Here is a 12,161-nt window from a genome sequence, read left to right as displayed (position 1 = left end):
GCCACTGCTCCTTACCCTGCTGTCGTGGCGAATTTGGCGGCTTCTGCGGGCACGATGACGACGTACTTCTGTGTCTCCGCGTACGGCGGAACCCCGCCGTACTGCTGGACGGCGCCCGGGCCGGCGTTGTACCCAGCCAGCATCAGCGTCTGCGGATCCCCGGAGAGCTGACCTGAGGCGATGCCCTCGCGCTGGCCTTCGGCGATCTCGCACAGGTAGCGGGCCGCGAACATCGTGGCGTCTGCGGGATCGGAGGGCGAGCCAGAGCCCGGCGGACCGGCCACCTGGCCGTTCTCGTCGACCTTCGCCCCTCGAGAGGCCCAGGTAGCAGGCATCGCCTGCGCATATCCCTGCGCTCCCACTGGCGAGACAGCCCGAGCTTGGAACCCTGCCGACTCGTGGTAGAGCAACCCCGCCAGCAGCGGCGAATCCACTTCGCGACACACCTGCCCGCCGAGACGAATCCACTTGCGCAGCTCCTCCGGGATCTCACCGTCGTTCAGCGCGCGCCCGTGGTCGCCGACACCGTCCGGAACGCACTCACCGGTGGAGGCGCCGACACCGGGACCACCTCCCTCCGGGGCGGGACCGTACTTCTGGCCCGGGGTGGGCATTCCCCCTCCGGCCACGGTCACGTGCACGTGATCGAAGTGGTTCTCGGTCGGGGTGCCCCGATCTTCCATCTGGCTCGGCTGGCCTTCGGCGGGAATGTACTGCTGCCGCCAGATCAAGTACTCGATGTTGAACGCTTCTTTGTTGCGGAACAGGTAGTCGGCGATCTCGTCGCCGAGCTTCTTACCCGCACCGCTGGCGTAGTCCGGGATCATCACGTCGACGGCTCTGCCTGACGGGTGGTCGGGGAACGGGTCGCTGGGGCGCCACCCCCCGATCGTCTGCACTTCGGGGAACTTCTGGGCGACGGCCCGGGCCACGCGGACCGAGTCGACCTGCAAGTTCTGCTCGGACACCACGTCCGACGGGGGAAGCTCTCCCCCGCGCGTACCCCGGTCCGTGGGTTCTCTCGGTGTCGGTGCGGGAGCGGGCCTCTGGCCGGCCTCGCCCGGATTGGTCGCCTTGTCGATCCACGGCACCGGATCGACGTCTTGGCCGCCGTAGCGGCCTCCTGCCCAGATCTCGAAATGCAGATGGGCGCCCGTGGATTGGCCCTCGTTGCCGACCCCGGCGATATGCTGGCCGGCCTTGACTGCGTCGCCGGCCTTGACCCTGAGGTCGTCCGCTGGCATGTGCCCGTAGACGGTGGAGAACATGCCGTCCCCACCGTTTCCCTCGTGGTCAATGACGATCCAGTTGCCGAATCCCGAAGCGGGGCCCGATTCGGTGACCACGCCGTCGGCGAAGGCGTAGATGGGAGTGTTCACGGGTGCTGCGTAATCGATGCCCCGGTGGTCGGGGCGATCGGCTGAGCGATAGCCCGAGGAGACCTGGTAGGTGCCGTCTTTGATGGGCTTGGAGTAGTCCCCATCGGGGACTCCGCCGGCCGCTGAGCTGGACCCTCCGGTCGGTGCGCACCGGTCGTCGTCCTCGATGAAGGAGGAGACGACGATGGTCAACCCGAACGCGACCGCGAGGACGATCACCAGCGCCAGCACCGGCCCCTTGAGGGTCACCGGTCTTCCAGTTCCCGCAACCGAGCGGACAGGTGCGCGTTCGCGGCGCGCAGGCGCCGAATCTCCCCCCAGGTCGGACGCGGCATCCGCTGCTGGTCCTCGGCCCAGCTGAGCACCGTGGAGGTCGCCACACCGAAGTCGCGCGCCGCGCTCGCGGCCGCAGACGACAGGGTGGACGAGGCGCTGAAGTAGCCCACGAACCGATCGACGACATCTTCCTTGAACTCGGGGCTGTAGCCCCCGGCGGGACTAGGCATTGACCAGTCCCCCGGCTCGCGCGGACTTGCGCTTCCACTCGTCCTCGAACGCGGCGTTGGTGTCGTGTAGTCGCCATTTCGTCTCTAGTGGCGAGATGTCGGTGCGGAACGGGATGCCGGGCGCGGTGCTCTTGCTGGCTTTGATCATGAAACACCCGCGGCCCGGCGGCACAGGGGCATCCGCAGAGCGTTCCCGGTCTGGTGAGGCCCCTTGTGACCATGAGGTGATCTCGGCGATCTCCCGCGCTGTGAAGGGGAGCTTTCCGCCAAGTAGGCGCAGCTCGTCGGCCGGCAACCCACCACAGATCACAGCCCCGGCCCGGTCGATGAACCCCATCGCGCGGTTGCGATCCGCTTCGGTCGGCAGGGTCTCCAGATCCTTGGACCCGTGGGTGACCAGGTACACCGCGCAGCCCATTGTTCGCAGCAGACGCATGAGACCGTCAACATGCTTGGTCAGCCCCGGCGCGGCGGCCAGGGTGCCCCACAGCTCGTCGAGGGTATAGGCGAACAGCTTCCGCTTGCGCAGGCCAGCATCGGCGAGAATCTTCGACGCCGTCACCGCGCCCGCTGCCGCCGACCAGCACGCCATGATCACCGCGGCTTTCACGGTTTCGTCGTTGTCGTCCAGGGCGGACACGTCGATCACCACCGCGGCGGAGTTGACGTCGATGGGCGTGGTGGTCTGCCCTGAGAAGATCTCCCCGGTCACACCGTGCTGCATCGCATACAGGCTGCGCAGCAGCGGCCGGACGGTGGCGTGGTACTCCTCGTCCGACGCCGAGACGGTGACCTGGTGCAGCTGCCGGGACCCTGCCTGCAGCATGGCGATCAGGTCTGTCAGCTCCGGCGGATGTACCCAGCGACTGCGCCCGTCCGGGCCGTCCTCGGCGTACAAGTCGTCCAGTGCCACGGCCACGGCCGCGGACTCGTAGTCGGCCATTCGACCCTGCCGGGCGAGCGAGACCAGCGTCTCGATCATGCGGCGCTGACCGGCGGCCACCTCCTTCTTGGCTCGATGGAGCTGCTGCTCCAACATGCGCAGCCTCTCCCGATCGGCGTCGGTGTCCCCGGTGTGGGTGGCGATCGCCTCCTGGAGGACCGGCACCACCGAACCCAGAGCGCCCGCGTCGAGGGGGTTGATCCGGTCCAGGCCGTGCCCGATCCGGATCACCTGCCCGTCGACCGCCAGCGCGAGGGGGACGTACTCCCCCTTGAGGTCGTTGGGGATGATCGGTACATGCCCCTGGGCCGAGTGTCCGAGCAGGATCTGCCGCACCAGCGAGGATTTGCCCAGCCCGGGCACCGACATCAAGAACGCGGACGGCGTCGACAGCAGGTTCTGCTCTAGCCAGCTCAGACAGTCGAAGCCGAGGTCCTTGCCGTCGAGCAGGTTCCGCCCGATCGGCGGGCCGATCATCGGAGACGGCGAGCCGACCGAGTTGGGGTTCCACCCGGCGGCGTAGTTGGTGGCCATCATGAACTCGTTCGGAGCAGTGACCGATCGCACCAGACCCGACCCGATCCCGGCGGCGAAGGGGGCGCGAAAGCCGCGCGCCCCGGCTCGTGGCCACGCATCCTCTCCGACCACCGGGGCCACACCATGCCGGGCCAGCGACTCGTGTTTGATCCGCCCGACCTCATCCGGGTTGGCCTTCTGCCATCTGCCTAGGGCCCGCCCTCGGCGGGTCCACGGCAGCGGGTACTTCTCTTGCCCGTCGAGAATCGCCCGGAACAGCTCGCCGTAGTCGGCGGTGGCCTCCTCTGCTCTCCACATGCTCATAGCGGCAGCTCCGTCTCGATCGTCGCGTGCTGGAACCCCGCCACACCCAGTCCCAGGTTGGCGGCCAACATCACCCCTTGGCGCCCGGACTCATGCCGCACCCGCAGGCGGGTACGCGGCCGCAGCGCCTGCAAGAACAGTTGGGCGATCTCGTGTCCGCCGGCCACGGTCACTGTCGACCACACCCGTCCACCGTCGGCGGCCTCGACCTCACTGACCGACAGGGGATCGACGAACGGGCGCATCCAACGGGTACGCCAGATGTGGCCGGCGGCGTCCCACTCGGCCAGCACCTCGGACACGTCCGCGCTGGCCTCTGCTCCGCTGGCCGGATCCGAGCACGACAGCGTGAAGCTGACGCACTCCACACTTCCCACTCGGACACTGCGCGACGACTCGTCCCAGGTCAGCTCGGATAGATCCTCGATGGACCGCAGCGCCGCGTCCAGGACGTGACCGCAGCGCCCGGCGATCTCGCTCTCGCGTGCAGGCCGGGCCGGCAGGCCGGCGAGAGCGGCCGCGTCGTACAGGGTCGGTGCGTCGACCGCCACGATCGAGGCCAACTCCGTGAGGTCGCTTCGCTCGGTCTTGTCGGCGGCCGAGAACACTCCACCCAGCAGCGGTGGCGCTGAGGTCGTGCTGTCACAGGCGAAACCGGCCATAAGCCGGTCCAGGCCCGCCACCTGACGGGTCCACGCACTGACCCTCTCCTGCTCCACGATCCCGGCATCATCAACCAGGCTCGCCACGGCTATCTGGTGGCGGCTGGCGTCGGTGACGAGCGCCTGGGGGAAGCCGCGGGCATCGACGGCCTCACTGACCTCCAGTCCGCGCAGGGGGCGGGGGCGGGTATCGGGAGTCGATCGAAATAGGTTCTTGAGGTTCAACATCCGCTCAGTCCTTCCTTCCGAACGGCAGGGCTCCAGCACCGAGGCAGAACGAGAACGCCGAGTCCTGCATGAGCCGCATTTCGCGAACCCGGATGTTCAGCTGGTTGGCCAGCGCCTCCACATCACCGTCGATCGCCCGGTCGTCCTCGCCCGGCAACCACGTCACCGACACGTACATCGATCGCCGCCCGTACCCGGCTCCCTTGGCCAGGGCCTTACGTGAGGCCGTCGTGCCCTCCAACCGCAGCTCGGCGTCAACGGACTTGATCGTCTTGCCGTCGTTGACCCCGACCATCGCGTCCCGGTGCTCGGCCTCGACCAGCGAATGCGCCACTCCCGGCGGGAACGGCCGGTAGACCAGACAGACGGTCTTGCGCATGATCCGCGAGTGCTGCTCCAGCAAAGGTCGCAAGTGCTTGTTCTCGAACGTGGCCGGTGGCGCGGAGACCATCTCCCAGGTCCGCGACCAGGTGCCGTCGTGGAAATACCCGCGCGCGGTCGCCTTGGCCACCGCCGGCCCCGCATCCGACCACGGCAGATGGTGCGGCACACCTTTGATGTGCAGCTCCTCGAAGTCTTCCTCGGCCGCGGGATTGAACGCCTTGTGCGTCGAGGCCACGATTTCGTCCGCCGTCATGGGTCGCGCCTTGATCCCCGCCCATGGCAGCGGGCCGCGATAGAACGCACCGACCTCGTAACGGAGCTGGTCAAGGAACCGGCGGTCCCGGGAATGTGACACCGACACCTTCAGCGTGAAAGCCAGCTCGAACTCGTAATCCTGGCCCCCCGATTGCAGCATCCGGGCTCGCTCGAACTGGATCTCCCGCGCGAGGCCAGGAGCCTCCGGCGAGTCGAGGGTCTCGACCTCACGCAAGGCCAGCATCCCCGTTGACGGCCTGGTGGTGTGCCGGGCCACCACCGCCAGCAGATTCCGATTGTGCGCCCACTGCGCCTCGCACGTCCCCCACTGCGCAGTCGTCGCCTCAGCCTCCGAGACGCTACGCAGCACATCTCCGGACAGCTGCCCGGTCAGCTTCACCGTGACCTGCTGGGCCGCAGGGTTGACGATCACCCCGAACCGGTACCCGTTCGCGTCGACGTCCTCGAGGAGCTCGGTGCCCGCCAGCAGACCCGGCGCCCGGCGCTGCCCGCCCGGTACCCGCGATTCCGGGCCCGAGAGGTAGAGGTTCTCCCCGGTGATGCGGCGCCACACGTGCGCGGCCACGAGCCGCCCCGACGTGACGAAGGACCGTCCGTCCCGGTGAAAATGCACCAGGGCCCCCACCAGTACGGCCAGCAGAGCGGCCACCAGGGCGAACCGCACCTGCTGGGCCAGCATCGCCACTACGAACGCCATGAGGCCGACAAACCCCACCACGGCCGTACGGACCGGGATGCGGCCGATGAAGTTGCGTTCCCGCTTGCGGCCCAGGGTGTAGGTGGTCGTCTCGGTCTGCGGCGCCATCGTCTCGCTCATCAGCTCCCCCTACCGGTAGGCCGACCCCGGATTGACCGGGGCGCCTACCGAGTCGTCGAGAATCCCGCCGCCCGCCCGCAATGCCGACCCGGCCATACCGGCGGCATTGCGCGCGATCCGCGCACCTGTCTGACCTGCCGCGGCCACCTGCTGACCACCGCCGGTCGAGGGACCGGAACCAAGAGCCCCAGCGCCGCCTCCCCCGGATCCGCCACCGGTCGAGCCACCACGCGATCCGCCACCAGTCGACGGACCACCACCGGACGGGCCACCACCGGACGGGCCACGCCCACCAGAAGCGCCGCCCCCGGAACCCCCATCGGTCAGGCCCAACGCAGACCCGCCGCCCGAGCCAGCCGCGCTCGCGGCCGCGCCGCCGGCCGCCAGGGCGCCGGCGCCGCCCGTGGCCGCCGCGGCGATCGTGCCGCCCACGACCGCACCGGTCGCCCCGAGGGCCGCCCCTCCCAGGGCGCTCGCCGAGCCCCCGGCCTGGCCTTTCATCTGAGGCAGGATGATTGCCAGCAATGCGGGGGCGCACAAGCCGGCCGCCCCGAACAGCACCAGCGAGACCAGCTTGTTCTCCTCGGACCCATCGAGGTTCAGCGCCGCCCACACCGCCGACATGTAGACGAACGCGGCCGCGACTTTCAGCAACGCGAACGCGACCAGGACACCCATTGCGTTCTCGACGGTGAACCGTCCCGCCCGTCCGATCGCCCATGCCGCGAAGATCGGCATCAGCCCGATCAGGATGGGAAGCAAGATGATCCGCATGACCATGGCCAGGCACATCGCCAGTGATCCGATCAACGAGATGAGCACGAACACCAGCACCAAGATCGGGTTCATGTCTTCGCCGATCGTGACCGCATCGGTGATCTTCGTGAAGTCCCCAGAATCTGCGATATAGGTGTTCACCAGCAGATCAGCGAAGCCGTCGAAGGCCATGATCGCCGGTATCGCCAGGGCCGGAACCAGAGCCCCGTAGAGCAAGTACCGGCCGTACGCCGCGGCCGCGTCCTCCATCGCCTCCCCGGAGCCCTGCCGCCGCGTTGAAGCCACCTTCAGCAGGCCGATGACGAGACTCAACGCGAGTCCAGCGATCGCGCCCTGCCACACGAGATTGTTGATTCCCGACGAGGACATCTCGAGCGCGTCCGGGCTCAGCTTGAACTTCGTCCACAGCGTCAGCGTGTAGCCGATCACCGCCGGGTTGCCGTCCTTGATCTCCCGCACAATCCCGGCGAGCTTCCCATCCCACGCGGCATCCGCCGCGGCCTGGATCGCATCCCCAGGGTGCTGCACAGCGCCGCCCGCGATGCACGCCCCGGACGTTGCCGCCCGGGGCAGTGCGGTCAGCGCCTCGCGTGCGCCTCCAGCGTGCGCAGAGTCTCGGAGCCAGTCGGTGGCGCCGGTGCCTCCCAGGAGACCGCCGTCGAAGAATCCGCCGTCCCCGTCGCCCGAACGACACTCCTCGTTGAACTCCTGGAACTCGTTCTGTCCGGTGTCCTGGGCGTGTGCAGGCGTAGCAACAGCGATTGCCACGAAGAGGGCCACTACAACGGTGACGAGGCCTTTCAGTGCTGGTCTCAGATCCACCGGGACCACGACCCGTCAATCTCGGTGACTGGAGTCATCGGGCGTGGCGAGACGATTTCCCACTGGTCGTCGGCCCATCTCATCGACACACGGATCACCTGGTGGTCGTGGATCCCTACGTTGGGATCGGGAGAGGTGATCTCTCCAACCGCTTCGTGGAGCGAGGGCATTGCGGCCTCGACGGTGCAGAAGCTCTCGTCGCACTGACCGAACTTGAACCACCGCGGCGCGCTGTACCCCTGCGCTGCCACCAAAGCACGGCCGTCGACGGAGGCCCCGCGGGCCCGGATCTCGTCCAGAAACTCCGGGTCTTCGCCGGCCATCGTCGGCATGAAGTGTGCGACGAAGTCCGCGTATGCCGCACCCATCTCCATGCCCAGGCCCATGAAGTTGCTGGCCAGGAGGGCCGCGCCGCCGGGTGAGCGGGCGTAGCCGGTCATCACCCCGTCGTCGACCCCGGTCGGTCCGTCCGAGCGCGACACCATGACTGTGGTGCCGCTGCTGACCCGCTGGAGCTCGAGCCCCTCGGGAGGGCCCACCATCTCCTGTCCTGCTGGGAAGGCGCCGGGTTCCCCGGTTTGCTCGCGCGGCGTGCCGCCGGCGGACGGGACCACGGTGACCTGGCGGCCGACCAGGTCAACGTCAGTGGTCTCGTCGTTCGACGGTGCAGCGGTCTCCCCCGTGGGCTCCCGTGCGCTCGTGGCGGGTGGGGCGTCGACGCTGCCCGAGTCGTCACTGTCGCCGGTGGCGATCGCCAGGATGAGGGCGGCGACCAGGGCCACAACGACCACCACGGCCGCGACGATCAGTGCTGCGGTGAGTCGTCCTCGTCGCTGTGAGTCCATGTTGAGCTCCTACTGGTCGGCGCGAAATTCGGTGAAGTCGTCGAGGTTGTCGAGTTCGACGGCATCGACGGCGGTTTGTTGCGTCGGCAGCACGAGCTTCCAGTCGCCCGTCTGCCACGCGAGCTGCGTCGGCTGGGCGGTGAGCGTGCCGTCGGGCCACTCCACGGCCAGGAGGACCTGGGCGCGATCTTGCGAGTAGTCGGTGAACTGGAAGCCGACGAACTTTGCGGGATTGCGCACGCGGCCCTCGACCGACATAAGGGCCCGTGCTTGAGCCCACTGGTCTTTGCCAGGCCCCGGCGCCAGGATGGTGCTCGCCATCTGCGGCCACGTGTTGTCACCGGTGGTGGCCAGCAGCGTTTGACCGGTCATGGCGGCGATCACCGCGCACTGGGGGGTGTGGGCATAACCGTGTTCGACCGGGTCGGTTTCTTCTGGGCACTCGTCAGCGCGCGGAACGGCGATGCCGGCCATTTGCGACCAGGTCGCCTCGGGCGCGGCAGTCAGGTCTGGGTCGCTTTCTGCCCCGTCTGTACCCGCGTCGTCGGCACTGCACGCGGTCAGTGCCATCACAAGTCCCGCCGCGGCAACCAGTGTGCGACTGCGCATTTTCTGCTCCTTCATTGCCGTCAGATCGGGGTGTAGATCAGCGAGACGACCGCGCCGATGCTCGAGGCGAACATGAGCACCACGGCGATCACGAGAAGTCGCTCCACGCCCTGTTTGGGCTCGCGGCCCACCTCCCTGGCCTGGCTGATTTCCACCAGTGCCCAGCCCATGAACACCACGCTGGCCACGGCTACGAAGCCGAGCCCGATCGAGATCCAGTTGGCTAGCAGCCCTTGGATCTCCGTTGGTAGTGGTTGCGGCGAGGCCGGGGGTGGGCTCTGCGCGAGCGTGTGGGCTGTCATTGGCTAGCCGTCTATCCGAGCAGCCAGCCGACGATCGGCATGAGCACACCCAGGCCGACCACTCCGCCGCCCCACCACAGAAGGCGTCCGGAGACCTGATCCCCGCGCCCGTCCTGGCGGGCGAACGCGATCCCAGCGAAGACCATGACGCCGCCGATGACGGCGATCACGATGCCGATCGCCAGCGCCACCCCGGCGACGTCGGTGAGGCGGCTGGAGAGAAAGTCAGGAAGCCAGGGCGTGATGTTGTTGATGAAGGACGTGTCGCCCTGTGCGAGCACTCGGATGTTCATGGTCAGTCAGTTCCCTTCAAGGGTGGTAGAGGTGGGCGCCGCACTCGAGGTGGGCGTTGTAGTGCTCGCCGGCTTCGCAGCCAACGACGTCGAAACGGTGGTGTGGCCGACCTTGTTGAGGGCCGCTCGAGCGGCGTCACGGTTGAACTCGACGGAGTCCAAAGCGCTGAGTCCAACCTGGGTCTGGCGGGGTGCCGGCGCGAGCGGGTCCGCGCTGTCGGCGGTGACATCAGCGGCGATCGCTTGCACCCAGTCCCGGGTCGCTGTGGCTGGGCTGCGCCCATCCGGCAGGACCGGACGTTCTCCGTAGGCGTTGTGCTCGTTGGTCGACAGCCACGCCGCCAGGCTCACCGCGAGCTCCACCTGCTCCGGGACCGGCACCCCGGCGTCCTTAAGGATCTGCAGCGTCTGTCGTGCATAGCCCGAGGCGGTCCCCGGCTCCAGTAGGGACATCGCCGAGTCGGACAGCCTGGCCACGGCCACAGCGCCCGCGGCCTGGGGGCCACCGGTCACTCCTGCCACGGCGATCTGGGCAAGATTCTCCGGCGTGATGGTCTTGCGGGCGACGGTGATGGCCGCCCCAAGCGCCATCCCGCCGATCCCGGCGGCCACCTCCACAACCGTTCCGACGAACTGCTCCGGCGTCGGCAGGGGCGGCAGCCCCGGCAACCCCGGGATACCCGGGATACCCGGGATACCCGGGATCCCTGGAGGCATCGGGGCCGGCGGGCCGATGGCTCCTGCCGGTGCTGGTGTGACCTCGACGATCGGCTCCGGAGCCGGAAGCGCAGCCGGTGCCTCCTCAGGCACGGCGCTATCGGCCACGGTCGTAGCTGTGCTCGTCAAGGGTGCTTCGCTCCGGCTCGTCGGCGAGCTGGTGGTCTCCTCGGTGGCTGCTTGGACCCGCTTGTTCAGCACGGGCGTGGGATTGGCTGCGCTGGGGCGAAGTGAGAAGCCCGTGCCGCCGAAGCTGAAGTCAGCGATCTCGGACAGGTTTCCGACGCTGACCGCCCGGTCGAGGATCCGCGCGAGCTGCTCGAGTGCGGCGACCGGGTCGCCCAGCGACATCGTCTCGAGTAGCGGCACGATGTCGGCCACGAGCTTGGATTCGACCGGCAGACCACACACGTAGTCCCCGGGCAGGCACCACGAGACGACGCGGTCGCTGAGCTGACCAAAGCCCACGTGGCCGGTGTTGTCTGTGCCCAGCCCTCCCGCGTTCGCCGTCGGCAGCGTCTCCAGGCCCGTAATGGCGCGCAGAACGTTCTCCCCGGCGGTGCCCGGCACGGGCCCCACCGACGAGGCACCGTCCGGGTGCAGAGGCGTGCCCCCCGCTCGGGTCGGGTCGGCGAACAACGCCACGCCGGCCACCTGATCTGGGTCGATGACGCTCTGCCCGGCGCCCGTGCGCCGAGCAACGTTACTGATCACTTCTGCGCCCTGGGAGAATCCGGCAAGGAACACCTTCGTCTCCGGACACCTCGCGGCGACCGTCGCCATCAGGTCTTCCGTCATTTCCACACCGGTGTTCATCGACTCGGCATACGGCGTGGTGTCCCCGAAGTTCTCGGGTAGGTGCCGCATTCCGGGCGGCTGCGCTCCCCCGACCGTCGCGGGGTAGGTCACGTACGTGCGCGACACTCGCGCAGCCTGTCGGTTCGGTCCCTGCATGGACCGGCCGATCGCCTCTCCCGCGGTGCCCGCGAGCGACTGCACCCCGGGCGGCAAGTCGAGCAGTGCCGCAAACCCGGAGGACAGGTCCCCGATATTGCCTCCGTTCACCGCGGCCATCACGGGCCGCACGAGATGCTGGGACAAGAAGCCGTGGGTGTCGCTGTTCGGCTCGGCGAACCGAGATGTCTCGGAGGTGCCGGGAGCCAACAGCATGTGCACCGCAGGGCACTGTGTGATCCCCCTGCTGGTCGTGGTCGTGGTCGAGGTGCCCGGGCCTGGCCGAGCGGTGGTGGTCTGCGCGGCCGCAGGGCCGGCAGCTGACACGACCACGGTCGTCACTACCAGCGCCGAGAGAAGTTGCAATGGCGTGTTCATCTGCTCTTTCACCTTCTGCCCCAGGCCGCGACCTGAGTCCGCGCGGCGTCGATAAGTTCAGTGCCGAGTTCGGCGACGGCCGCGGGCACCGCTTCACGCGGTGACGGTCGTTTCTTCGTCGTGGGTGGTTCCCCGAGGGACCAGACGGGCAGCTCATCGAGCGCCACGGTGGTCAAACCGGGAATGAACGGGACCGACCACATCTGCGACGCGCCCCCGTCGATCTGGTCAAGTAACCCCGCCAGCACGTCTCGCCGCTGACGGACCTGCTGAGGCCGCCGGCCCGGCACCCGCGCGACCGTGGCCACGCCAAGCAGACGCGCGTGCGTGCCGGCCCCTCCGGTGGCGTACTGCCGCACCAGGGCGTGGGCCTTAGTCAGTGCTGTCACCGACTCCTCGGCCACGAGCACCACAAACGGCGACTGTTTG

Annotated in this window: 12 protein-coding genes; all 12 read right to left on the bottom strand. The window is 68.3% G+C overall.

Annotated elements, in window-relative coordinates; all coding sequences use genetic code 11:
• Positions 1-11 precede the first annotated feature (11 nt).
• The 12 genes from NR111_RS16495 to NR111_RS16440 are packed head-to-tail and all read right to left on the bottom strand — an operon-like array spanning position 12 to position 12,145.
• Positions 12-1,628: a peptidoglycan DD-metalloendopeptidase family protein gene (locus NR111_RS16495; protein WP_256821441.1), complete on the bottom strand. Its 1,617-nt coding sequence runs from the start codon at positions 1,626-1,628 to the stop codon at positions 12-14.
• Positions 1,625-1,885, bottom strand: coding sequence for a hypothetical protein (locus tag NR111_RS16490; RefSeq protein ID WP_069388795.1), 261 nt, complete (start codon positions 1,883-1,885; stop codon positions 1,625-1,627). The genes NR111_RS16495 and NR111_RS16490 overlap by 4 nt, the downstream gene beginning before the upstream one ends.
• A complete protein-coding gene (locus NR111_RS16485; RefSeq protein WP_256821440.1) occupies positions 1,878-3,668 on the bottom strand; it encodes an ATP/GTP-binding protein in 1,791 nt (596 codons plus the stop codon). Before NR111_RS16485 ends, NR111_RS16490 begins: the two co-directional genes overlap by 8 nt.
• Complete coding sequence (locus NR111_RS16480; protein ID WP_256821439.1) at positions 3,665-4,558, bottom strand: hypothetical protein; 894 nt, start codon at positions 4,556-4,558, stop codon at positions 3,665-3,667. Before NR111_RS16480 ends, NR111_RS16485 begins: the two co-directional genes overlap by 4 nt.
• A gap of 4 nt (positions 4,559-4,562) precedes the next feature.
• Positions 4,563-6,035 (bottom strand): SCO6880 family protein, encoded by a 1,473-nt coding sequence (locus NR111_RS16475; protein ID WP_256821438.1) that lies wholly within the window; start codon positions 6,033-6,035, stop codon positions 4,563-4,565.
• Positions 6,036-6,044: 9 nt separating this feature from the next.
• Positions 6,045-7,592, bottom strand: coding sequence for a hypothetical protein (locus tag NR111_RS16470; protein ID WP_256821437.1), 1,548 nt, complete (start codon positions 7,590-7,592; stop codon positions 6,045-6,047).
• Positions 7,593-7,624: 32 nt separating this feature from the next.
• A complete protein-coding gene (locus NR111_RS16465) occupies positions 7,625-8,479 on the bottom strand; it encodes a hypothetical protein (RefSeq protein WP_256821436.1) in 855 nt (284 codons plus the stop codon).
• 9 nt (positions 8,480-8,488) lie between these two features.
• Positions 8,489-9,088 carry a hypothetical protein gene (locus NR111_RS16460; RefSeq protein WP_256821435.1) on the bottom strand — a complete coding sequence of 200 codons (600 nt, stop codon included), beginning with the start codon at positions 9,086-9,088 and terminating at the stop codon, positions 8,489-8,491.
• A 20-nt stretch (positions 9,089-9,108) separates the two neighbouring features.
• Positions 9,109-9,390 carry a hypothetical protein gene (locus NR111_RS16455; protein ID WP_069388983.1) on the bottom strand — a complete coding sequence of 94 codons (282 nt, stop codon included), beginning with the start codon at positions 9,388-9,390 and terminating at the stop codon, positions 9,109-9,111.
• An 11-nt stretch (positions 9,391-9,401) separates the two neighbouring features.
• Complete coding sequence (locus tag NR111_RS16450; RefSeq protein ID WP_069388982.1) at positions 9,402-9,683, bottom strand: hypothetical protein; 282 nt, start codon at positions 9,681-9,683, stop codon at positions 9,402-9,404.
• 6 nt (positions 9,684-9,689) lie between these two features.
• On the bottom strand, positions 9,690-11,744 hold the full coding sequence (locus NR111_RS16445; RefSeq protein WP_256821434.1) for a cutinase family protein: 2,055 nt from the start codon (positions 11,742-11,744) through the stop codon (positions 9,690-9,692).
• Positions 11,741-12,145 carry a hypothetical protein gene (locus NR111_RS16440; RefSeq protein WP_187700301.1) on the bottom strand — a complete coding sequence of 135 codons (405 nt, stop codon included), beginning with the start codon at positions 12,143-12,145 and terminating at the stop codon, positions 11,741-11,743. The genes NR111_RS16445 and NR111_RS16440 overlap by 4 nt, the downstream gene beginning before the upstream one ends.
• Positions 12,146-12,161: the final 16 nt, after the last annotated feature.

This window comes from Dietzia sp. Die43 (genome assembly GCF_024519835.1).
Lineage (GTDB): Bacteria > Actinomycetota > Actinomycetes > Mycobacteriales > Mycobacteriaceae > Dietzia > Dietzia kunjamensis.
Note: the sequence above shows the minus strand (reverse complement) of the source record. Positions and strands in the feature narration are given on the sequence as shown.